Origin of the sequence: Leminorella grimontii (assembly GCF_039789245.1) — a bacterium.
GTDB classification, from domain to species: domain Bacteria; phylum Pseudomonadota; class Gammaproteobacteria; order Enterobacterales; family Enterobacteriaceae; genus Leminorella; species Leminorella grimontii.
This window is the reverse complement of record NZ_CP146357.1, coordinates 2,321,324-2,344,859: the sequence shown is the minus strand read 5'-3', so window position 1 is coordinate 2,344,859 and position 23,536 is coordinate 2,321,324. Positions and strand designations below refer to the sequence as shown.

General features: G+C 54.1%; 20 protein-coding genes. 13 read left to right on the top strand and 7 right to left on the bottom strand.

All coding sequences use genetic code 11. The annotated features are described in order from the left end of the window. Positions 1-19: 19 nt before the first annotated feature. Positions 20-232, top strand: a complete 213-nt coding sequence (locus V8L73_RS10970) for a YccJ family protein (RefSeq protein WP_027272985.1) — start codon at positions 20-22, stop codon at positions 230-232. A gap of 48 nt (positions 233-280) precedes the next feature. Here V8L73_RS10970 and ade read toward each other — a convergent pair whose 3' ends face one another. From ade to V8L73_RS10955, 3 genes are all read right to left on the bottom strand, one after another. Then, positions 281-2,020 (bottom strand): adenine deaminase, encoded by a 1,740-nt coding sequence (gene ade / locus V8L73_RS10965; RefSeq protein WP_347252993.1) that lies wholly within the window; start codon positions 2,018-2,020, stop codon positions 281-283. 70 nt (positions 2,021-2,090) lie between these two features. Next, positions 2,091-3,896 (bottom strand): adenine deaminase, encoded by a 1,806-nt coding sequence (locus V8L73_RS10960; protein ID WP_347252992.1) that lies wholly within the window; start codon positions 3,894-3,896, stop codon positions 2,091-2,093. A gap of 17 nt (positions 3,897-3,913) precedes the next feature. After that, positions 3,914-5,224, bottom strand: coding sequence for an NCS2 family permease (locus V8L73_RS10955; RefSeq protein WP_261831149.1), 1,311 nt, complete (start codon positions 5,222-5,224; stop codon positions 3,914-3,916). A 339-nt stretch (positions 5,225-5,563) separates the two neighbouring features. On the opposite strand from V8L73_RS10955, the gene V8L73_RS10950 reads away from it, so the two are divergent. Next, positions 5,564-6,454: a VanW family protein gene (locus V8L73_RS10950; RefSeq protein ID WP_347252991.1), complete on the top strand. Its 891-nt coding sequence runs from the start codon at positions 5,564-5,566 to the stop codon at positions 6,452-6,454. 46 nt (positions 6,455-6,500) lie between these two features. On the opposite strand, the gene V8L73_RS10945 is transcribed toward V8L73_RS10950, so the two are convergent. After that, positions 6,501-6,704 carry a 2-hydroxymuconate tautomerase family protein gene (locus V8L73_RS10945; protein WP_027272991.1) on the bottom strand — a complete coding sequence of 68 codons (204 nt, stop codon included), beginning with the start codon at positions 6,702-6,704 and terminating at the stop codon, positions 6,501-6,503. Positions 6,705-6,874: 170 nt separating this feature from the next. Between V8L73_RS10945 and V8L73_RS10940 the strand changes: the two genes are divergently transcribed. The 5 genes from V8L73_RS10940 to cobT are packed head-to-tail and all read left to right on the top strand — an operon-like array spanning position 6,875 to position 11,421. Continuing rightward, positions 6,875-8,422 carry a cobyric acid synthase gene (locus tag V8L73_RS10940; protein ID WP_347252990.1) on the top strand — a complete coding sequence of 516 codons (1,548 nt, stop codon included), beginning with the start codon at positions 6,875-6,877 and terminating at the stop codon, positions 8,420-8,422. Beyond that, positions 8,419-8,979 carry a bifunctional adenosylcobinamide kinase/adenosylcobinamide-phosphate guanylyltransferase gene (gene cobU / locus V8L73_RS10935; RefSeq protein ID WP_261830834.1) on the top strand — a complete coding sequence of 187 codons (561 nt, stop codon included), beginning with the start codon at positions 8,419-8,421 and terminating at the stop codon, positions 8,977-8,979. The genes V8L73_RS10940 and cobU overlap by 4 nt, the downstream gene beginning before the upstream one ends. A gap of 5 nt (positions 8,980-8,984) precedes the next feature. Then, on the top strand, positions 8,985-9,737 hold the full coding sequence (gene cobS, locus V8L73_RS10930; RefSeq protein ID WP_036023052.1) for an adenosylcobinamide-GDP ribazoletransferase: 753 nt from the start codon (positions 8,985-8,987) through the stop codon (positions 9,735-9,737). 3 nt (positions 9,738-9,740) lie between these two features. Then, a complete protein-coding gene (locus V8L73_RS10925) occupies positions 9,741-10,349 on the top strand; it encodes a histidine phosphatase family protein (protein ID WP_347252989.1) in 609 nt (202 codons plus the stop codon). Positions 10,350-10,371: 22 nt separating this feature from the next. Beyond that, the gene (gene cobT, locus V8L73_RS10920) at positions 10,372-11,421 is read left to right on the top strand and encodes a nicotinate-nucleotide--dimethylbenzimidazole phosphoribosyltransferase (protein WP_027272996.1); all 1,050 of its coding nucleotides are present in this window, start codon (positions 10,372-10,374) and stop codon (positions 11,419-11,421) included. A 236-nt stretch (positions 11,422-11,657) separates the two neighbouring features. Here cobT and V8L73_RS10915 read toward each other — a convergent pair whose 3' ends face one another. Continuing rightward, positions 11,658-12,368, bottom strand: a complete 711-nt coding sequence (locus tag V8L73_RS10915; RefSeq protein ID WP_036023053.1) for an autoinducer binding domain-containing protein — start codon at positions 12,366-12,368, stop codon at positions 11,658-11,660. Positions 12,369-12,649: 281 nt separating this feature from the next. Here V8L73_RS10915 and V8L73_RS10910 point away from each other — a divergent pair, with 281 nt between their 5' ends. After that, entirely contained in the window at positions 12,650-13,057 is a 408-nt protein-coding gene (locus tag V8L73_RS10910; protein WP_071783227.1) for a DUF4902 domain-containing protein, read from the top strand. A gap of 101 nt (positions 13,058-13,158) precedes the next feature. Continuing rightward, entirely contained in the window at positions 13,159-13,716 is a 558-nt protein-coding gene (locus V8L73_RS10905) for an acyl-homoserine-lactone synthase (RefSeq protein WP_027272999.1), read from the top strand. A gap of 62 nt (positions 13,717-13,778) precedes the next feature. On the opposite strand, the gene cobO is transcribed toward V8L73_RS10905, so the two are convergent. Beyond that, positions 13,779-14,378, bottom strand: a complete 600-nt coding sequence (gene cobO, locus V8L73_RS10900) for a cob(I)yrinic acid a,c-diamide adenosyltransferase (protein ID WP_347252988.1) — start codon at positions 14,376-14,378, stop codon at positions 13,779-13,781. Between the two features lie 270 nt (positions 14,379-14,648). Between cobO and V8L73_RS10895 the strand changes: the two genes are divergently transcribed. From V8L73_RS10895 to V8L73_RS10880, 4 genes are all read left to right on the top strand, one after another. Continuing rightward, positions 14,649-15,845, top strand: coding sequence for an amino acid aminotransferase (locus V8L73_RS10895; protein WP_347252987.1), 1,197 nt, complete (start codon positions 14,649-14,651; stop codon positions 15,843-15,845). A gap of 587 nt (positions 15,846-16,432) precedes the next feature. Next, complete coding sequence (locus tag V8L73_RS10890; RefSeq protein WP_347252986.1) at positions 16,433-17,527, top strand: NapC/NirT family cytochrome c; 1,095 nt, start codon at positions 16,433-16,435, stop codon at positions 17,525-17,527. Positions 17,528-17,584: 57 nt separating this feature from the next. Beyond that, positions 17,585-20,026 (top strand): trimethylamine-N-oxide reductase 2, encoded by a 2,442-nt coding sequence (locus V8L73_RS10885; protein WP_027273003.1) that lies wholly within the window; start codon positions 17,585-17,587, stop codon positions 20,024-20,026. Between the two features lie 272 nt (positions 20,027-20,298). Next, positions 20,299-21,615: a M20/M25/M40 family metallo-hydrolase gene (locus V8L73_RS10880; protein ID WP_027273004.1), complete on the top strand. Its 1,317-nt coding sequence runs from the start codon at positions 20,299-20,301 to the stop codon at positions 21,613-21,615. Between the two features lie 83 nt (positions 21,616-21,698). Here the strand turns inward: V8L73_RS10880 and V8L73_RS10875 are convergent, their stop codons facing one another. Continuing rightward, a complete protein-coding gene (locus V8L73_RS10875) occupies positions 21,699-23,420 on the bottom strand; it encodes an amidohydrolase (protein ID WP_347252985.1) in 1,722 nt (573 codons plus the stop codon). Positions 23,421-23,536 lie beyond the last annotated feature (116 nt).

The following is a 23,536-nucleotide window of genomic DNA, read 5'->3' as shown; positions in this document are numbered from 1 at the left end:
TTTTTCAGGAGAAGATGGAATGCCGAATACCAACGTTAAAGAATGGGCCAAAGTACGCGAGACCTCGATTGAGATAGCGGAGGCCATTTTCGAACTGGCGAATAATGATGAAATAAAGGCTCAGCAAATTTGGGAAGAGGGCGTAGATGAAGTGCTGCCGCTGGCCTTCAGTAAAACTAAGGCCGACGTGCTCTATTGGGGTGAAGAAACCGTCGAACGTAAAAACGTTTAACGCCTGAATCCTTAAGGGCCGCCGGCATGTGTCGGCGGCCTTTTCGCTTTAATCCGCCAGAGAAACTTCGACCGGTTGGAACTTAACCACGTCAAACAGCCCGTTGGACGTTAACTTGAGCTGCGGGATCACCGGCAGCGTCATAAATACCAGCGTCATCAGCGGCTGGATTTCTTTGTTAATGCCAAACTCATTGCTTGCAAGCAGCAGCATGCGCTCGATTTGCTCGGCCACTTCCTGTGCGCTTTTGTCCGACATCAGACCGCCTACCGGCAGCGGCAGGTGCGCTAAAATCTTGCCCGCTCGGCACAGCGTAAAGCCGCCGCCCATCGCCTCAACGTCTTTAACCGCTGCCAGCATGTCGGCATCGTTATCACCGACGACCACGATGTTGTGGGAGTCATGCGCGACGGAAACTGCGATTGCGCCGTTCTTAAGGCCGTAATCGGCCAGAATGCCCAGCCCCATGTTGCCGGTAGCGTGGTGGCGCTCAATGACCGCCAGCTTGTTGAGGCCGGGATTACGTTCGCAGGTGAACTGGCTCCGATCGTCAAGATTGATCTCCATCGTCAGGCCTTTAGTGACGACGCTCTTGGGGATAACGCCGATAACGCGGGCCTGACGGCTGGTTAACGTTAGCTGGAAGTCTGCCTCGCAAAGCGGCGCCAGGCGTACGGTGTTTAGCACGGCGTCGGAAACGTAGTTGGGCAGCTCGATCAGCATTTTACCGTCGCGGGCGACTTCCTTACCGGCGGTCAGCACGTGTTTGGCGCTGAAGTTCTTTAGGTCGTCGACGATAAGAATATCTGCATCATAGCCCGGCGCCAGCGCGCCTTTGCCGCGCAGGCGGAAGCACTCGGCGGCGTTCAGAGTCGCCATGGTGATGGCCAGCATCGGATCCAGACCCGCCTCGACCGCCAGGCGCAGGTTTTTATTGATGTGCCCGGTAGTCAGAATGTCGGACGGCTCGCGGTCATCGGTACACATCACGCAGCGGCGGGCGTTGGCCGGGGTGATTTCCGGCAGCAGGTTGAGCAGGTCTTTGCAGGTTGAGCCTTCGCGCAGCAAGATATACATCCCCAGCCGCAGGCGGGCTATCATCTCTTCGCGATGGCTGCATTCGTGGTCGGTCATGATGCCGGCCATCGCGTAGGCGGTCAGGTCTTTGCCCTTGACGCCGGGGCTGTGGCCATCAATCACTCGGTCATGGCGCTTGGCCATCATGAGTTTTTCCATCATCGACGGCGCGTGGTTGATGACGCTGGGGTAGTCCATCACTTCGCCAAGGCCGAGAATGCCGTCTTCGTCGATAAGTTTGACCAGATCTTCCGCTTCAAGCACGGCGCCTGCCTGCTCAAACGGCGTAGCGGGTACGCAGGAGGGCAGCATGACCTTCACGTTCAGGGGAAGCTCGCGGGAAGCGTCCAACATGTAGCGAATGCCGTCAAGGCCGCAGACGTTGGCGATTTCATGCGGATCGGCAATGATGGTGGTGGTGCCGTGAGGCAAAATGCAGCGGGCGAACTGCGGCGGCGTCAGGGAGGAGGACTCGATGTGCACGTGGCCGTCGATAAGGCCCGGCATTACGTAGCCGCCTTTGGCGTCGAGAATCTCTTTGGCTTCGTAGTCGCCACAGCCGACGACTTTACCACAGCCGATGGCCAGAGGGCCGTCTATCAGCGTTTGGTTGAATACGTCGACGACTTTACAGTTAACGATAAGCAGGTCTGCGGGAATGCGGCCCGCAGCCATATCTATCAGGGTTGCCAGCTGGTCTTTATCGCTCACGGTGTACCTCGGGGAATGCGTGTAGAATTTGCGGCGCACCCAGGCGCGCCGCGGTTAAAACAAATGATGATTAGTGCTTGTGCAGCTTGCCGTGGCTGCAGCCGCAGCGTAAGACCGGGTCGAAGGCCTTTTGCTGGTGGAAGTCAATCACGCCCAGATCGGTAATGGCATAGTCCGGAATGGCGGTAATCTGTAGACAGCACATGTAGAACAGCGGGTCAGGCAGATCGCAGCCCAGCTCGCGGGCAATTTGCAACAGCTTCTCTTCTTCTGCCGCCATGACCTCCGGCTCAAGGTCGGACACGATACCGCAAATGGGCAGCGGCAGGAAGCCAAGAATGTTACCGCCGCGAACGATAACCTGACCGCCGCCGTTCTCCGCCAAATGGTTTATCGCCAGCGCCATATCTTCCGAGTTGGTTCCGATGCAGATGACGTTGTTGTCGTCAGGCGCGCAGGAGCTCGCCATCGCGCCGGCCTTTAGCTTCCAGCCGGAGCAGAAGCCGACCGCCGGCTTAGTGCTGGTTTTGCCGAAGCGCTCGACCACGGTAGCATACAGCACGTCGTTGGCGACGTCCGGCATGACCACACCGTCAACCACGTCCAGCTCGACGTTGCGACCCTTGCGAACGAACGGCACGTTGAAGTCGACGTCCAGCGACAGGGCGTGAACGCGCGGCGCGTCGAGCGTCGTGCGCACCTTCATGTCGGCGGCTGCGACCGGCTTAAGCTTCATGCTTTGCAGCAGCGTGGCGCTGCGAACCGGAGGCTGGAGATCGTAGGCCATCTTGCCGCCTTCTACCGTAAGCTTGCCTTTAGCGATCACGGTATCGATGTTGAATTCGCGCAGGTCTTCTACCAGCAGGATGTCGGCGAAGCGCCCTGGAGAGATGGAGCCGACCAGGTGGTCTATACGGTAGGCCTCTGCCGAGTTGATAGAGCCCATCTGGATGGCCGTAATGGGGTCTACGCCGCAGGAAATCGCCATGCGGATAAGCTTGTCCATGTGGCCGTTAGTCATAATGTCGGAGGCGATGACGTCGTCGGTACAGAAGCTGACGCGGCGAGAGATACGCGGATTCAGATGCGTCACGATCTTCATGTTTTCACGCATGAAGTGGGAGATGGAGGATTCGCGGATCAGCACGTACATGCCTTTGCGCACTTTCTCCATCATCTCCTGATGATCGTAGCTTTCGTGGTCCAGACGCAGGCCAGCGCACAGGACGGAGTTCAGCTTCTTGCCGCGGGTCATCGGCGCGCAGCCGAATACAGGCAGGCGGTTTTCGCGCGCCAGCTCAATGGCCTTCATCACGTCGTCGTGCTGGTTTTCTACGAACTCGGATACGGTTTCCCATATGCCGAACACTTCCGGCCACTTTTGTACTTCACGGTGGGTCTCAGCCGTGACGTTAAAGCCGACGTTGCTTTGGGGCAGGGTATAGGGCGTGATGAACGGCAGCCCCCAGAATACCTTCAGCGGGCCTTGGTCGATTTCGTCAAGCACTTCGCGAATACCCTCAAGCCCGGACGTGACAACGTACTGATCCAGACCGGAAATAATGCTGGTGGTGCCGTGTGGTACTACCGCCTTGGCGAAGCTGGTCATGGAGAGCTTGCTGCATTCGATGTGCAGGTGGCCGTCGATAAGCCCGGGGACCAGATACTTGCCCTTGGCGTCGATGCGCTGGGTATTAGGGCCGATATAGTCGGACACATCGCCGGTGGCGACGATTTGCGAGCGATAGATAGCCACGTCGGCCGGATAGATTTCCGCAGAGTTTACGTTGACCAACTGGCCGTTGCAGATAACCAGATCCGCAGCGCGCTTGGCGGCGCCGGCGTCGATCATTTCACGTAAGTCTTCTTGTAACATGCCTGATACTCCAGTTTTTATAAAAAGATGTAGCGTCCTAGGAACAAAAGGGTCATTACCGCGGTGCAGGCGGAGACTTCACGCCAGCGCCCGGTGCCGAGTTTCATAAACGAGTAGACGACGAAGCCTGCGGCGATCCCTTCGGTAATGGTGAAGCTAAACGGCATCATTACGGTCGCAACGAAGGCCGGGACCGACTCGGTCAGGTCGTTCCAGTCAATGCGGGTCAGGTCGGACATCATCAACACGCCGATGTAAATCAGGGCGCCGGCGGTCGCGTAGGCGGGCACCATTTCCGCCAGCGGCGAGAAGAAAATCGCCAGCAGGAATAGCACGCCGACGCCGACCGCCATCAGGCCGGTACGGCCGCCGACGACGACGCCGGAGGTGCTTTCGATATAGGCGGTCACCGCAGACGTGCCCATAAAGGCGCCGCCGACGGAGCTCAGGCTGTCAATGCACAGGGACTTTTGCTGATTCGGGTAGCAGCCTTTTTCATCAGCCAGGCCCGCTTTGTCGGTGACGGCGATTAGCGTGCCGGAGGATTCGAACAGATTAATCAGCATCACAGAGATGATGATGCCCGCCAGCGTCATATTGAGCGCGCCGCTCAGATCGAGCTGGCCGACGACCGGGGAGATGTCTGGCGGGACGCTCAGCACGCCTTTGTACTGTACGTCGCCCAAAAGCCAGCCGATAAACGTGACGACGGCGAAGGAAATCAGCACTGCCGCGTGCAGGCCGCGATAGGCCAGAACGGCAATCAAGAGAAAGCCCAGGCTGCCCAGCGCGAAGGGGATGGACTTGACGTTGCCGATAGTGACCATGGTGTCGGGGTTGGCGACGATGATGCCGGCATTATGAAGTCCGATCAGCGCAATAAGCAGGCCGCATCCGCTGCCGATGCCGATACGCAGCGAGAGGGGAATATTCGACACCATCCAGTAGCGAACGCGGAATATGGACAGCAGGAAAAAGCCGACCGCGCCGAGAAAGACAATCGTCATCCCAGTTTGCCAGGCAAGCCCCATACCGGCGACCAGCACGTAGGCAAAGTAGGCGTTGATGCCCATGCCCGGCGCTACGGCTATCGGAAGGTTGGCGATAAAGCCCATCAGAATGCAACCCACGGCGGTGATAAGCGCGGTGGTAACGAACACGGCCTTCATGTCCATGCCGGCGGCGCCGAGGATCTGCGGGTTGACGAAAATCACGTAAACCATCGTGATGAAGGTAGTAAAGCTGGCGATAAGTTCGGTTCTTACCGTTGTGCCGTGTTCTTCGAGCTTGAACAGGCGCTGTAAAAGCGAACGCTTTGGCTTGGTCATGGATACGCTGCTTGCGACATCGGCCACTTTTTTTCTCCGTAGGCTGTTTGAACCGGGTGTGCTATTTCCCTGATTTCAGAGGCCTTAAAAAAGAAAAATGCCGCTACACATAGTGTAGCGGCACGACCGTAATCAGGGAGATTAAGTTTTTATAAAACCAACCAAAAGGACGGTTTTCATCGTTTTTTTATCTTCTGCGCGTAGTATAGCAAACGTTTTCGTAAAAATGCAAACGTTTGCTTTCAGTTTATGAGATAGATGTCTGAAGATGCTATAAAACAATTTGATGTATAAGGCATTATTTCTTTTTGAAACAAAGAACCGCGCCAAAAAGGAGATTTGACCGGCGTACTTCATGCCCAGCACATAAACGTCGGCCAGTATGCCTCACCGCTTTCCGTTAATGGACTAACTCCCGTGCGCAAACCGCTGTCTTCTTATCATCCCGTACTTTATCGGCTAAGGGTCGAACAGCGCAGGCTGTTTCGGCGGTTAAGCTGGCGCTTCTCCTCTCGCCGGTATGCAAGCCGCATCGATCCCAATCGCCTTGAATATCGCTTTATCAAGCATACGTCCAAGCTTATCCGCAGGCTGGGAGACTGCGACATGGCGTTGCAGCATAACAAAGTGATTAACCTGCGCCTGGCGACGGCAGCGACCAGCGGCATCGTTATCGGCCCCGGTGAGTACTTTTCTTTCTGTAAACTGGTAGGGAAGCCCACCCGCAGCCGCGGCTTTGTGGAAGGCATGGAGCTGTCGTTTGGCGAAGCGAGGAGCGGCGTCGGCGGCGGAATTTGCCAGTTAAGCAACCTGATTCACTGGATGGCGCTGCATTCGCCGCTGAAGGTGGTTGAGCGAGCCAATCACAGCTTCGATCCTTTCCCTGACGAAGGGCGCATTTTGCCGTTTGGCTCCGGCGCCGCCATTTTTTATAACTATATCGATTTGGTGCTCTATAACCCAACGCAAGACACCTTCCAACTGGTGTTTAACGTCGCCGAACATCAGCTGGAGGGCGAGCTGCTGTGTACCGCGCAAAGAGACGTTAAATATCACGTTTATCAAAAGGAACACCGGTTCGTGCGCGAAGGGAAGGCGGTGTATCGTCACAACGAGATCTGGCGGGACATATCAACCAAAGGGCAGGATCCGCAGATCCTGACGTCAGAGCGCCTGTACCACAATCGCGTCATCGTTAAGTATTCGGTTGATGACGCGATGCTTTCCTGAAACCGCCACGCTTGGGCTAGGTCGAGAAAACGCGACGGTGGTTAACTCAGCGCGGGATTTTTCTTAGCTCGGTAACGGGAACGCCGCCGATACCCCAGTTGTCGGTATCGACCTCGTCAATCACGACGACGGTCGTGGCCGGATTTTTATTCAGCACGTCCACCAAAAGCTGGGTGACGCCTTCTATCAACTGCTTTTTCTGTTCCTGAGTTGCGCCTTCGCGCGTGATTTTGATGTTAACGTAGGGCATGAAAAGGCTCCGTTTAGTTGTATAACACTTTCTTTTGAAGTATGACTAAGGAGGTCGCGTTTCTCCATAGCTGGCTGTGTCAGTTGGGCGGTAGCGCAAAAAACGGTATTCTAACGTTGAGACCACGCTTTCATTTTGTATTTTTCTTAGCGCAAGGGTAGCCGCTTTTTATGACCTTATCCATCATGTTGCAGGGAACCGCGTCGGACGTTGGTAAGAGCGTCTTGACCGCAGGCCTGTGCCGTATTTTCCGACAGGATGGCCTTCGCGTTGCGCCGTTTAAATCGCAAAATATGGCGCTGAATTCAGGCATTACGGCCAGCGGGGAAGAAATGGGGCGAGCCCAGATCTTTCAGGCCGAAGCCGCAGGCATTGCCCCCGACGTGCGAATGAACCCCATATTGCTTAAGCCGACCAGCGACTGTCGGGCCCAGGTTGTGCTGATGGGGAAAGCGCTTAGCGATATGGAAGCCCAAAGCTACCACCAGAGCAAACCGCGCCTGATGGAAATCGTTGAACGGGCCTACTGCAGCCTGGCGGATGAATTCGACGCAATCGTAATCGAAGGCGCAGGCAGCCCGGCGGAGATCAACCTGCGCGAAGGCGATCTGGTCAATATGGGGCTGGCCGAGCGAGTCGATGCACCGGTTATTTTAGTCGCCGATATCGATCGCGGCGGCGTTTTTGCCGCCATTTACGGCACGCTGGCTTTGCTGTCGGAAGAGGAACGCGCCAGAATTAAGGGCGTTATTATCAATAAGTTTCGAGGCGACATCGCACTGCTGGCGCCCGGCGTTGACGCCATTGAAAAGCTGACCGGCGTACCGGTGCTGGGCGTAATGCCGTTTATGACGCTGTCTTTGGAAGACGAGGACAGCGTAGGCGTTAGCCAAAACAAGTACCGACAGCTGCGGCGAGCCAAAGGCGAAGAGCTGGACGTTGCCGTCATTCACCTGCCGTATATGTCTAACTTCACCGATTTTAATGCACTGGCCGCTCAGCCTGACGTCCTTTTGCGCTATGTGGCGCGCGGAGAGACGATTGGTTATCCGGATCTGCTGATTATTCCCGGAAGTAAAAATACGATAGGGGATCTGAACTATCTGCACGACAGCGGATTGGCGGATGAGGTACGCAGGCTTTCTACGCTCGGCGTACCGATCGTGGGCATTTGCGGCGGCTATCAGATGCTGGGGCGGCGCGTATTCGACGGCGTGGAGTCCGGCATTGAGGAATGCGAGGGGCTGGGGGTGCTGCCGATTGAGACGCGTTTTTTCCCGCAGAAAACGACGGCGCAGGTGAGTGCCACAATTGATTCACCGGAGGGAACGGGCATTTTTTCCTCGCTTGGTGAAATCCCTGTTACCGGTTATGAAATTCACATGGGGCAGACGGTGGGCTGTGCGCCCTTATCTTCATTCTGCCGCCTGAACGCCCGTAACGGAGCGGCCGTTTGCGAGACGGACGGCGCGATAAACGCGGAAGGCAACGTGATGGGCAGCTATCTGCACGGCCTGTTTGACGAAGGGCCGTTTGCCAGAACGTTGCTCAACCGGCTTCGACTGCGCAAAGGGCTCGCGTCGCTTGCGCAGGATAGCAGCTTTAGCGCCTTCAAAGAGCAGGAGTACGAAAGGCTGGCGCGCCAGATGCGCGCCAGCATCGATATCGAACGGATCTATCGCATTATGCGGCAAACCGCCGCGGTGGAGCGGTTATGATTTTGATTACCGGCGGAGCCCGAAGCGGAAAGAGCAAAACGGCGGAGCGACTGGCTAACGAAGCGGCTGCAAGGCTCGGCCGAGACGTACTGTATATCGCGACCGCGCTGCCTACTGATGAAGAGATGGCGGAAAGGATTGCTCGCCACAGGCGGTCAAGGCCACAGGGATGGCATACTTATGAAGGCCATCGCCGGTTGGGCGATGCGGTGCGCGAACGGTCAAATACCCATTCGGTTATCCTTTTGGAATGCGTGACGACCCTACTGACGAACCTGCTGTTTGACTGGGCGGACGGGCGAGATCCGCAGGCGTTGGACTACGGGGCTCTGGAGCGCTGGCTGGCGGTTGAAATTGACGATCTGCTGGAGGCTTGCCGCACGGTGGACGGCGAGGTGATTATTGTCACTAACGAACTGGGGTGGGGCGTCGTACCGGATAATACGCTGTCGCGGCGGTTTATCGACATCGCCGGGCGAGTCAACCAAAAGATGGCGGAACGGGCGGACGAGGTCTACCTGACGGTGTCCGGCATCGAGGTAAAAATAAAGGGTTAATTATCATGAGAGCATTCTTCAGGCTGTTTTTACTGTCGCTACAGTTTCTTACTCGAATCCCCGTTCCTGGGCGCTATACCGATCCGGTCCCGCTCGCTGACTATCGCCAAATGATTAAAGCGTTTCCCCTCGCAGGACTGGTTGTCGGCCTGTGCAGCGCGTTTGTGTTTTCAATCACTCAACTGTGGTGGGGGAACCTGCTGGCGGCGGCCTTTGCGGTGCTTACCGTCGCAATGATAACCGGCGCTTTCCACTTGGACGGCCTGGCGGATACGGCTGACGGCATTTTCTCTTCCCGCCCCAGGGAACGCATGTTGGAAATTATGCGCGACAGCCGTATCGGCACGCAGGGCGCGCTGGCGCTGATTTTTAAGGTTGTGTTACACGTGCTGGCGATTTACCAGATAGCGGAAAGTAAACCTTCCGCTATCGGGCTACTGATTGCCGCGCCCGTGGTCGGGCGTTCGCTTGGCGCGTTGCTGATGTATCGGCAGCGCTATGCGAGAGAAAGCGGCATGGGAAATCTGTTTATCGGTAATATCAGCGCAGGTGAATTTTACACGGCGCTTATTTTGGGGGCGATGTTGACGTTCCTTTTCGCCGGTGGCTACGGCGTGCTGATGGCGGCGGCAAGCGGCGTTTTCCTACTGGTGTATCGCGCCATGATTCAGAATAAGCTGGGCGGCCAAACCGGAGATACGGTGGGCGCTGGTATTGAAATTTCGGAACTGGTATTCCTTTTGCTGATGGCGCACTGACGGATGCGGATTTACTTTGTGCGCCACGGCGAGACGCAGGTCAATCAACGCGGCGTTTATGCGGGCCTAACCGATTACGGACTTAATGAAAGCGGCGTAGAGCAGGGGAAGCGCTTGGCGAAAGCCATCGGCCACCTGCCGTTTGACGTCGCCGTTGCGAGCGGCCTGCGGCGAACCCGTCAGACGGCGTCTCTGATTGCGCCGGACGCGCGCTGTGAGCCGATTGAAGGATTCAACGAGATAGCCTTTGGCGAATGGGAAGACCGTCACTATCAGGAAATTGCGCTTAACGACGCAGAGAACTATGAAAAATGGTGCGCCGACTGGCAAAGCGTCGCGCCGCCTGCGGGCGAAAGCTTTGAGCATTTTTCCGCGCGTATTGCACAGACCTTTAGTACATGGTTAAAACGTGCGGAAGAGGCCTCGTTCGAAACGGTGCTGTTCGTCGGGCACCAGGGTACGCTGCGCTGTATTCTTCTTTCCCTATTGAACATGCCGCCGAGCGCGTTCTGGCACTTCACCTTTTCTCACGGCGCTTACAGCGTCGTGGACATTCATCAAGGGCACGCGGTTGTTCGTCAGCTAAACGTTGACGCCTTACCGCACGCTTAACGCAACATGAAGGCGACCGTACATGCAAACGCTTAACCACATTATTAACGCGATTAACACACCGAGCGACGCCTGTGAAAAGGGGATGGCGGAACGCCTGAACGGCCTGGTTAAGCCGATTGGTAGCCTCGGAAGGCTGGAGTCGTTAGCCATTCAGCTTAGTGGGATATCCCATACGCTTGCCCCCGCTTACCCACGTAAACAGATTATCGTAACGGCGGCCGATCATGGCGTATATGATGAGGACGTATCGAGCGCGCCACAGGTCGTTACCCGCATGCAAATGGTCAATATGGTTGAGGAAAAGGCGGGCGTAAACGTGTTGGCGAAGCAGGCCGGCGCGGAGGTGCTGTTGGTGGATACCGGCATCAAGGGCGATACGATTGACCGCGTGCTTGATTTTCGGGTTAGACAGGGAAGCGACAATATTGCGATGGGGCCAGCGATGCGGCGCGATGAGGCATATTGTTTAATCGAGCGGTGTGCGAACCTGGCTATTGCGCAGGTCGAGAAAGGCGTAAGCCTGATTGGCGTGGGCGAATTGGGGATGGCGAACACGACGCCGGCGGCGGCAATGGTTAGCGTTATGTGCCACGCCGCGCCGGAGCTAACGGTGGGCGTCGGCGCTAATTTTCCCGAGCGGCGGTTGCAGCATAAGGTTGAGGTCGTGAACCGAGCGATAGCCGTTAATCGCCCAGATGCGCAGGACGGCGTTGACGTTCTGGCGAAGGTGGGGGGATTCGATCTCTGCGGCATGACTGGCGTCATTATCGGCGCGGCAGCAGCGGGCGTCCCCGTCGTTCTGGACGGATTTCTTTCCTATGCGGCGGCGCTGGCGGCGGTGAAAATTACGCCACGGGTCTATCCTTATTTAGTGCCGTCTCATTCTTCGGCTGAAAAAGGAACGCTGATTGCGTTAGCGGCGTTGAAACTGCACCCGGTGCTTAATATGGGTATGAGACTGGGAGAAGGCAGCGGTGCGGCGCTGATGTTTCCTATTATTGATGCTGCGTGCGCAATTCCTGCAAACATGGGAACGCTGGCGTCGGGTGATATCGCACTGTCCAAGTAGCCGTGCATTATTGTGCGAATGCCCAATAAGTGGGGAAAAAAATTCACCTTTCTGCCAATTGCGTTTTGAGGGTTTTAATTAATTTATTATTTTTATTGATTTATTCGATCGATTCGATCGTTATAATTAATAATATAGATTATTATGCTATTTTGTTTGGACGGGCGTGAGAGTCCGTAGGAATATTTTGATCCCGATAATGGAAAAGAGTTTTTCTTTTTCGGCAATAAGGCGCCTTAAAGAAGATTAAGTACTAACGCTTTTACCGCCGCCGCGGTTTTATTTGGAACGGATAGTTTCTTAATAATATTGTTTATATGGAAATTAACGGTTCTGTCGCTGATAGACATAACGATAGCAATCTCATTTGACGTTTTGCCTTCCGCAGTCCAGCGCAGAATATCTTTCTCGCGCTTGGTGAGCTGATAGTCGGTTTCACCATTTTCCAGCGGCATTAAATAATCGGACAGACGGGCATGGGCTATCTGGGAAAGCCAGATAAGAGAAGGCGCATGGACTAACAGACTTTTGGCGTCCATATGGTTGTTTGCGCTGGCGAAGGAAAGCATGCCGATACGGCCAAAGGCGTCTTTCTGGGATTGCGACATGCCATAATTGATACCAAAGGCTTTCGCCTCTTCCCAAAATATGGGAGCTTCCTTGTGGATGCTTTCCTCCCACAAAAAGGCTTGGGTAGAGCGCAGGCCGTGATGTACGGTAGGGTCGATCTCAAAATAGTTATTTAGCTGGTACGTCAAGTTCCAGTCGTCTGGATAATTATTTATCACGTGGGTCTTATTAGACGAAACGGGATAGGTAGATCTAACGCCATAAGCGCAATACTCGAATCCCAAATTCTGCGCCGCTTTTTGAAGCGTAGAGAAAAATGCATCCTTACTTTTAGACTTTGATAGGCTCTCATAAGTCTTATATAAATTGATTTTCAATATCAGTCCTTTTGTAGCTGTACAGGCGGTAGGCCAAAGAGAAACGCCAAACGCCATTATATTATAACCGATATAGCCAATGTGTTACTTACTCTATAGGTAGTATAAGTATTGTGCAAATTCACAAAACTGGTTTTACATATTCTCGACGGTAATAATTGAACGAGTGACATATTAAGGTTACTAGCATACTAATATCATAATTGAGAGCTGTAAACGAAGGAAGTTACAATAGTCACATTTGTTATGTAGGATCTCAGCAAACCGTAGGAGAGAGTTCATTGGAGAGTCAGCGAGAGGTGGAACAGAGAGGATGTGGGCTGGATTGCCGCGTGTATATCAACGTGGATGATTTTTACAACCTTCAGTTCTCTCATCTGTATTCTGCCGCCTATGAAGAACCAGAATGGTTGCATTCTACAGGAGGCGTTGTTACAACGATTGGCGGCTATACGGAGTGGGTCAGCGGCGATTCCCCAACAGTATCTCTTGGATGGGACTGGGAGCTGCGCTATGAAAACGCAGTCTGTCGATTTGTAAAATCCGGCCCGGTGTTTAGCAACGTAGCCTTTCAACGATATGAAGGCGAAGGGCTTATCCTTTGTGATGAAGAATACCTGCAGCGAGTTTTGACCAGTAAGCTTGATACGATGAGATGGGAGCACGAAATATTTCATCATATCACCTGAGAATTGCGATTTATAGCTAGTAAAACTGTCAGGTTACCATTGGTAATGCGATGTTATTAATATGTTTTTTCCCAACAGTTAATAATATTGGAGCATTTACAATGGAATTTTTAACCGGTTCTACAAGCACACTACCCCGCGGTTTAGAACATGAACTGGCCGCCTATCGGTATCGCGTTTTTGTCGAAAAATTGGGCTGGGAACTGGACACCCCGGTCGGATACGAAAGGGATCAGTTTGATAAGCCCGATACCATTTACGTTGTAGCCAGAAATGAAAAGAAAGAGATCGTCGGATGTTCAAGACTTCTACCTACCAGCGAACCTTATCTTCTCAGCGAAGTTTTCCCCCAGCTGCTTAACGGCAATCCACCTCCTCATTCCCCCTTCATCTGGGAGATATCGCGCTTTTCCGCACTGGATTTGAATGCGCCAAGTTTAGAAAAGCAGAAAGGGAGCCTTTCTTCAACGGTAGCCGCAGGGCTATTAAAGGCATCGGTAGACTATTTGGCAAGGTATAACATCACGACCATCGTTACCGTTTCACCGCTGGCGGTCGAGCGGCTGATCAGGGGATTAGGTTACAAGGTACACCGGGGCGGGGCTCCGGTGAAGGTCGACGGCCAACCGGTTATCGCCTGCATTATTGATTTAACTTAACGAGGTATTTTTAAGCCGTTTTTCGATAGCCAGCCGGTGAAAAAGGCTGGCTATCGTCGTTTCTACCAGTCAATGCCGCGTCGTGCCGCTAATCCGCTATCGAACGCGTGTTTTATCGGACGCATTTCGCTAACCGTATCGGCCATGTCGAGCAGAGTGCGATGGCAGCCGCGACCGGTAACGATGACGGTTTGTTCTGTCGGGCGACGGTGAACGGCGTCGATGACTTCATTAAGATCGACATAGCCGTAGGCGACCATATAGGTGAGCTCATCGAGCACGACCAGGTCAAGGTCGCTGTCGCTCAACATGCGCTTGGCGTGCTGCCAGACTTCCTGCGCAGCCTGACGGTCCGTTTCTTTATTTTGGGTTTCCCAGGTAAAACCGGTAGACATAACCTGAAACTCCACCCCGCACTTTGCCAAAAGGTCACGTTCGCCGCACGGCCATTCGCCCTTGATAAATTGAACGACGCCGGCTCGCTGACCGTGTCCTACGGCACGGGTCACCGTACCAAAGGCCGCGGTGCTCTTGCCTTTTCCGTTGCCGGTGAAAACGATAAGCAGCCCGCGCGACTCGGTTGCGTCGGCGATGCGCTTGTCGACCTGCTGCTTGATTTTCTGCTGGCGCAGCTGATGGCGTTGCTGGTTTTGCGCATCCATAAATATAGGCTCAAAGCTCCTGAATAAGGATTGAAGTAAACGTTGCTGTATACCGCTTGCGGTTTACGATTTACCGTGCGGTATCGTCTAAAGGGTAGCATGAAGGCCAAAAAGAGAAACGATTTCTGAACATTATTAGCGGCGGGGCTATCGCTCTGGCGGGCTCTTATGGTATTAGAATGGAACGTGTTTCGTAGGGGCGAAGGTCTGAAAGATTAAAAACGGCGTAAATGAGCCTGCCGTCTATACATATAAGGAAAGGGGTAAGGAATGTTTGAACATGTTAATGCGTATGCCGGGGATCCAATACTGTCCCTGATGGAAGCGTTTTCTAAAGACGAGCGGCAGAATAAGGTCAATCTGAGCATCGGCCTTTACTATGATGAGCAGGGAAGGGTGCCGGTGCTGAGTTCCGTTGCCGAAGCCAGGGAGCGCCTGTTTAAGCAGCGGGATACGCCGCTGCTCTATCTGCCGATGGACGGCATGCCGGCCTATCAGGCCGTAACCCAACGCCTGCTGTTGGGAAAAGAGAGCGCAGCGCTTGAGGCGAAGCGCGTAGCGACAATCCAGACGCTGGGCGGCTCCGGCGCCTTGAAGGTTGGAGCTGACTTTCTTAAGGCCTATTTCCCCGATTCTCAGGTGTGGGTGAGCAACCCCACTTGGGATAACCACGTAGCGATTTTCGAGGGGGCAGGCATTAAGGTTAACCGCTATCCCTATTTTGACAGCAAGACCGGCGGCGTGGATTTTGAGCAAATGCTAGCGACGTTGGAAACGCTGCCGCCAAAAAGCATCGTTCTGCTGCATCCGTGCTGCCATAACCCGACCGGCGCCGATATTTCTCCCGCGCAGTGGGATCGCGTCATCGCCGTACTGGCCAACCGTGGCCTTATCGCCTTTATGGACATCGCCTATCAGGGATTTAGCAAAGGCCTGGACGAAGACGCCTACGCCATTCGCGCTGCGGCTGACGCCGGTATTCCTTGCCTGCTGTCTAACTCCTACTCTAAAAACTTCTCGCTTTACGGCGAGCGCTGCGGCGGGCTATCGGTATTCTGCGACAGCGCCGACGAGGCTGCCAGAGTTCAGGGGCAGCTCAAGGCAACGGTGCGCCGCAACTATTCCAGCCCGCCGATTAACGGGGCGCAGATCGTCGCTACCGTGCTGTCCGACCCGGAGTTGAAGGCCGTGTGGGTAGACGAAGTGGCGCAGATGCGTACCCGCATTTTGGCCATGCGCCAGCGAATGGTTGACGTGATGGCCGAAACGCTGCCGGGTCTGGATGCTTCTTATTTGGTGAAGCAGACCGGCATGTTCAGCTATACCGGCCTTTCGCCTGAACAGGTCGATCGTCTGAAAGAAGAGCACGCCATCTATCTGGTCAGAAACGGGCGTATGTGCCTGACGGGGCTTAATGGTCGTAACGTCGATCGCGTCGCGCAGGCGTTTGCCGCCGTTCTGGCGTAATTACTTTTCTTTTCTCTATCGGCGGCCTGGCAAATTTGTCGGGCCGTTTTATATAGGGCTTCATAAATGATAAAAATGAATTCAGGTGAAATTATATGTTGAGAGCACCTGACTGTTTTTTATTATAAATTATTAATGCTGACCATAAGGAGGTTAGATATATTTATACGGTTTTAATCTTCGTGCTGTTGTTATTTTGTGATTCAAATGTTTTTTTATCAACACATTTTAATACACTATGGAAAACATCCGTTTCTGAAAAATTGTGATGAATATCACATTCATTTGATTTAATTTAATTCACAATAATAACAATCATTACTAATAATTATTGTTTGATATCAATAAATAACAAATTTTTATGGCCATGAGAATAAAAGGGAGATAGCCTATGTGATCCTTCTGGTGATTCCGTCAGGCACAAGGAAGTTAAAAATGATTTTATATGTAAAGTAGTTTTTATATGTCAAATATATCCATCTTCAATTCCCGCCTGTAAAAATCAATAGAAGTTAGATCTGTTATTTATAGCCCGACTGTCATATTCAATCATGGGCATTTTATTAATGAAAGAGAAGAGCTTTATTATGAAAATAAGGAAGTCCAGGCTTGCCTTTGGCATTATATTAGGGATCGTTATTGGCGTACTCGGATTTGGCGGCAGTTCTTATATGCTGCACAAAACGTCAGAAACCAGCTTCTGCCTCTCCTGCCACACCATGCAGGCGCCGTATGAGGAGTATCAGGGCTCCGTCCACTTCAAAAATCAGAAAGGCATTCGCGCCGAGTGTTCCGACTGTCATATTCCTCAAGCGCCTCTCGACTTCTTCGTCGCCAAGATGAAGGCCAGCAAAGACGTCTACCACCAGTTCGTCAGTAAAAAAATCGACACGCCGGAGCTTTATGAAGAGCATCGTTTGGCGATGGCCCAGACCGTTTGGGACCAGCTAAAGGCGAACGACTCCGCCACCTGCCGCTCCTGCCACACCTTTGATGCTATGGATCTTGCTTCGCAAAGTCAGGACGCGCAGAAGATGCACAATCTTGGTATCAAAGAGAGGCAGACCTGCATCGACTGCCACAAGGGCGTTGCTCACTTCCCACCGGAAATCAAAATGGACGATAAGGCGCTGGACGAAGTGATGAATGTCGCCAAGCAAACCGCTGCCGACGCCAAAGTGGTCTATCCGGCGACGCCCGTCAAAATGGGCGACCTGGCGACCGTGTACCCGGCTACTGCGCTGAAGGTAATGAAGGCAAACGGTGCTACGCGTGAAGTGGAACTGAGGGGCTCCCAGATGAAGGGTGCAGAGCAGGTTATCTATCTGGAAAAAGGCCAGCGTCTGATCCTCGCAAGCTTAAGCGAAGCAGGGCAGGCGGCGCTGAAGGTGCAGGGCGACTACGTTAAGGATGATTATGGCAACGAGTGGCGCCCGGTCAGCCTGGCGGGAACGATTACCGAGCCGGTATTGGCCGACAGAAAAGCGCTGTGGGGCTATGCGGAAAATCTGGACACCGTTTACTGCTCCGGCTGCCACGCCAAGATTTCATCTAAACACTATACCGTTAACGCCTGGCCTGCCGTAGCCAAAGGTATGGGGGACCGGACGGACATTACGCCACAGAATTTGGACATTTTGACCCGATACTTCCAGTACAACGCGAAGGACATGAAACAGTAAGAAAATAAGTAAGAAGTAAGACATGAAGTCATTATTAATAATAAAAGAGGATAACCTATGAACGTAACGCGTCGAGGTTTTATTAAGGGTGCAGGAGTAACGGCTGGGGCTATGGCGATATCCTCAGCAATCCCTCTTCCGGCATGGGCCGAGGCCCCTGCCGGAACCGTACTGACAGCCGCTCACTGGGGGGCAATGTACGTAGAGGTCAAAGACGGGAAGGCGGTTTCTTCCAAAGGCGCATTGGCGAAGACGATACCAAACAGCATGCAATCGACCGTGGTCGATCAGCTTTATACTAAAGCGCGCATCAAGTATCCGATGGTGCGCAAGGGCTTTATGGCGAACCCAACCACGCCGGACGGCAAGCGCGGCAGCGACGAGTTTGTCCGCGTCTCCTGGGATGAGGCGTATAAACTCATTCATGAGCAGCATATGCGTATTCGTAAGGCGTACGGCCCTGCGTCCATATATGCCGGTGCGCCAGGATGGCGTTCCAGCGGCGTACTCCACAAGGCGCAACCGTTGATGCAGCGCTATATGAGCCTGGCGGGCGGTTATTGTGGCTATATGGGAGACTATTCAACGGGCGCGGCGCAGGTCATTATGGCACACGTGGTGGGTTCCGTTGAGGTTTACGAACAGCAGACCTCTTATCCGCTGATCCTAGAGCATTCTCAGGTTGTGGTGCTGTGGGGCGTTAACCCGCTCAATACGCTGAAAGCGGCGTATTCGATTACCGATGAGCAGGGGCTGGAGTTTTTTAACCAGCTCAAAAGCTCGGGCAAGAAAGTGATCGCCATTGACCCGATGCGCTCTGAAACGATTGAATTTTTCGGTGATAACGCTCAGTGGATTGCGCCTCACGTCGGTACCGACGTAGCGATGATGCTGGGTATTGCCCATACGCTGGTCACCAAGTCGATGCACGATAAGGCGTTTCTGGATAAGTACACCACCGGTTACGACAAGTTCGAAGAGTACCTGTTGGGCAAAACCGACAAGACGCCGAAGACCGCGGCCTGGGCGGCTGAGATCTGCGGCGTGCCGGCCGAGCAGCTTGAGCTGCTGGCGGAAATTTTCAGCAAGAACCGCACTATGATCATGGGCGGTTGGGGTATTCAGCGCCAGCAGTACGGCGAACAGAAACATTGGATGCTGGTGACGCTGGCGGCGATGCTGGGCCAGATCGGTACTGAAGGCGGCGGTTTTGGCTTCTCCTTCCACTATGCGAATGGGGGCAATCCAACTCGCGTCGGCGGCGTGTTGCCGTCAATGTCCTCTTCTGTCGCGGCGGGGAGTGACTGGCCGGTGACTGAAGTCGTCGCGAGTTTTCCGGTAGCGCGTATCGTCGATGCGCTGGAAAAGCCAAATACAAAAATTCAGCATAACGGCCATGAAGTTACGCTTCCTGACATCAAGATGATTTGGTGGACCGGCGGCGCGAACTTTACCCACCATCAGGACACTAACCGTCTGATCAAGGCCTGGCAGAAGCCGGAGATGATCGTAATCTCTGAATGCTACTGGACGGCAGCGGCCAAGCATGCGGACATCGTGCTGCCGATCACCACCTCGTTTGAGCGCAACGACTTGACCATGAGCGGCGACTACAGTAACCAGCACCTGGTGCCGATGAAGCAGGTTGTTCCTCCGATGTACGAGTCGCGCAACGACTTTGACGTGTTTGCCGATATGACCGAGCTGCTCAAGGCTGGCGGCCGCAAGGTCTTTACCGAAGGCAAAGAGGAGATGGATTGGCTGAAAGAGTTCTATGACGCAGCGCAGAAGGGCGCACGCGCTCAACGCGTGGCGATGCCGATGTTCAGCCAGTTCTGGCAGGAAAACAAGCTGATTGAAATGCGCAAGAGCGACAAAAACGCAAAGTTCGTGCGCTACGCCGAGTTCCGCGCCGATCCGGTAATGAACCCGCTGGGGACGCCGAGCGGCAAGATAGAAATCTACTCCAAGACCATTGAAGGCTTCGGCTATAAGGACTGCCCGGCGCACCCGGCTTGGCTTGAACCTAAGGAATGGAAAGGCTCGGCAAAAGAGGGACAGCTGCAGCTTATTACTTCGCATCCGCCACATCGTCTACACAGCCAGCTAAACTATGCGACGCTGCGAGAGCAGTATGCCGTAGCCGGTCGCGAACCTATCGTGATTAATGCTGACGATGCTAAAGCGCGTGGCATCGCTAACGGCGATCTGGTTCGTGCGTATAACGATCGCGGCCAAGTATTGGTCGGCGCGGTGGTTACCGACGGCATTAAGCCGGGCGTCGTTTGTATTCACGAAGGGGCCTGGCCCGATCTGGATCCGGCGACGGGAATTTGTAAGAACGGCGGCGCTAACGTGCTGACAGACGATATTCCATCCTCCCAACTGGCCAACAGCTGTTCTTGCAATACTTCGCTGGTTTCCGTTGAGAAATATACCGGCCCGGCGCTAGCGGTAACGGCGTTCGATCCTCCGAAAGGTGAACCAGTATCCGCTTGAGGTTTTAACCTGACGTAACGTCAAAGCCTTTTGGCATTTAGCCAAGAGGCTTTGTCTTTTCTGATGGAACACCTTTACAGGCGTTTGTCAGCCACCGCATCCCATCCATTCTCGGTATGTTCAATATTTGCTCTTATGATTTATTTGTCATTAAAAATAAATTTATATTCACCATTTGCCATGATATAAACATAAAAATTCGCCAATGTGGAACATTCGTTACCATCGGCGAAAAAACAACAATAACGATACGGAGAATCAAGTAAGTGAAAATGCATAAGCTGGCGGTGGCGCCTTTGCTGTTGGGCCTGAGTTTTTCCTCTTTTGCCGCGCTGGAGGCCGAGCGCGTCAAGCAGGTGGTCGGCGACGCGTTCCCCGCCTATCTGGCCGATCATAAAACGATTACTGAAATTGAATCGCCTACCGGTAATCTGGAAGGCAGCAAAAAAATGGCCGAATGGGTGAAGGCGCAGTTTGAAGCGCTGGGTTATCAGGTCGAGTTTCGCCAGAACGAACAGGGAACTCACGTTATCGCCAATATTAAGGGCAACGGCAAGCTGCGCGTGCTGCTTCTGGGGCATACGGATACCGTACAGCCGGTCGGCAGCCTGGCAAAGCAGCCCTACGGCTATGATGAGTCTACCGGGCTAGTGAAAGGGCCAGGGGCTGGGGACAGCAAGGCATCCGTTGCGCAGCTGCTTCACTTTGCCAAATCGCTCAAGCAGCTCGGCTTCACTAATTTTGCCGAGATGACCTTCTACTTTGACGCTGAAGAAGAAACCGGCTCCGCAACGGAAGACAAGATCCTCGAAGAGCTGGCCAAGCGCCACGACCTGACGCTGTCCGTCGACTCTTCTCCGACCGGATGGGGCATGAACACCCAGCGTAAGTGGGTGGTGAACTATGAAATCAACGTCGAAGGGCTGACGGGGCACGCGGGCAACAGCGCGCAGTCAAGCGCCAGCGCAACCGTTGAGCTGGCTAATCAGATTACCCGCATCATGAAGCTGGCGACGCCGCTGCCGGGAAACCCCGCTGATTACACCGCCGAGGCGCTGAAAAAGCGCGGCGTTGTCGACCATGGCCAGTTCCTGCCTGAGATTACTATCAACGTCGGCGTTATCAAAACGGGCAATACCAAGGTCAACGCCATTCCGAAAGATGCCTACGCCAAGCTGGATATTCGCGGCTTCAAGAGCGCGGATCGCGACAGAATCGACGCCGAACTTAAAAAGATTGCCGCGTCGCCGACCGTGAAGGGGGCGAAGGTAACGCTGGTTGGGCCGTCAAACTCCATGCCAGCAATGGAAAAAACGCCTCAGGCGGCCAAGCTTGCGGATATTTACAAGAGCATTGCCCACAAGCAGTACGGCGCCAACGTGGTTGAATGGGCGACCGGCGGCGTTTCTATCGGCAACTTTACCTCTCGCTACATTCCTACCATCGATGGTCTGGGCGTAGAGACCAGCAATGCGCACGATCTGGAAAACGAGCGTGCCGACGTGCGCACCTTCGTTCCCCGTACGGTGGTGATGATCATGACGCTGGATAAAGTCGTTGAAGAGGGCGTGATTGCTCCCGCCAAGTAGGGCATAGCTTTTCTGCAAATGTAAAAAACCGCCTCTGCGAAAACGCAGGGGCGGTTTTTTATTTATTAGCTACTCGATGCGCATTATTCCGCGCGGTATACGGTCTTTCCACCCACGACGGTGCAAAGCACCTTCACGTTCTCGATGTCGGCCGCGGGAATTTGGAACACGTTGCGGTCAAGTACGATCATGTCGGCGAACTTGCCGGGTTCCAGAGAGCCGATAACGTCTTCTCGATGCTGAGCGTAGGCTGAGTCGATAGTCGCTGAACGTAAAACTTCGGTTACGGTCAGATTGCGATCGTTATCCAGACGCGGCGGCGTTACGCCATTTACCGTACGGCCCTGACGGGTAGCGGCAACTTTCAGGTCGAACCACTCGTCCAGCGCGTCGATTGGCCAGTCGCTGCCGAAGGCGACGACCGCGCCGGCGTCAACAAATTTGGCGATGGGCTCCAGGTTTTCCATGCGCTTTTCTCCCAGCATCATGGTTTCCGCGGCGATAAGCTCCGCCGTCGGCGCAGCCCACTGGAAGGACAGGCAGGCGATAGCGCCAAGGCGGGCAAAGCGCTCATAGTCTTTCTCGTGAACCAGCTCGTTGTGGGCCAAACCGGGACGGATGTCCTTACCGGGATGGGCCGCTCGCATCTTTTCAATAGCATCCAGGGCAATGGACACTGCGCCTTCGCCGACCGTATGAAGATGAGGATCAAAGCCTGCGGCTGCGATTTTCACCATCAGCTCGTCGAGGATCTCCGGCGTGAAGTAGAGATCGCCGTAGCGTTCGGTCTTTTGCCAGTTTGGTTCAGCTTCGGTTCCGAAGTTGATGGTGTAGGGCTCAAGCAGCGAGGCGGTCATGGTCGGCGGCTGAAGCACGCCGTCGACAAACATCTTGATGTTGCGCAGGCCAATGCCCGGCGCCGGCGTCCACTCGGCCTGATGGTAGCGGTTTGCGAAGGCTACGGCGTTATCCACCGCTTTACCGACCGCTTCAACGCTGTAGGCGTCGTCCGGCGTAATTTCTTTCGCCGCTTGGAAACGAACCGTCAGCTCGCCGGACTTTTGCAGCTCGCTGAAAGCGTCCAGTTGAAGGGGGGAAACGCGGGCGTCCATGACGGCGGTTACGCCCTGTTTGTTCAGCTCGCGCTGCACCATGGCGGCAACCTTGACGGCCTGAGCGGCGTTGAGAGACGGAATGCTGTCGGCGGCGCGCATGGCGGGCGCGTCTTCCAGAATGCCGTTAAGTTCGCCGTTTTCGTCTTTGCCGATTTTGCCGTCGCTCGGCTCCGGCGCGTTTTTATCGATGCCAAATAGCTCCAGCGCCCGGCTGTTTGCCAGCAGAGTGTGGCAGTCGTTGGAAAACAGGATAACGGGACGCTTGGTGTTTAGGCGGTCCATGTCCGAACGGTACATGTTAACGCCCGCGGGCAGCATGCCCTGACGAAGCCAGGCGGTTACTTTCAGCCAGTCGTTTTCGCCTTTTAATACGTCTTTGTCCAGGTGCTGCTGCACGCGCTCAAGAATTTGTTCGATAGTGAGCGATTCATAGTTTAGGTGGCATCCGGAAAGCTGTTCACCGCCCCAGAAGGGATGCATATGGCCATCGATGATGCCCGGCATCATCATTCTTCCCTGTAAATCGATTTGCTCGGTATGTGAGCCGGCGAATTGACCCATCTCTTCGACGCTGCCACAGGCAAGCACTTTACCCGCTGCGATAGCGATAGCGTCGACAACGCGGTTTTGCGCGTCGGCAGTATAGATATAGCCATTATGATAAATGGCGTCGGCCACGGTTTTCGTCATTATCGAAAGTCCACTTATGTCAATGTTGATACCCACCGGCAGGGCGACAGGGCTACCGGCGTTTCCCGCGACAGGGCGGGTGTCTTAAATAGTAAAACGGGGGGAAACTGAATTCC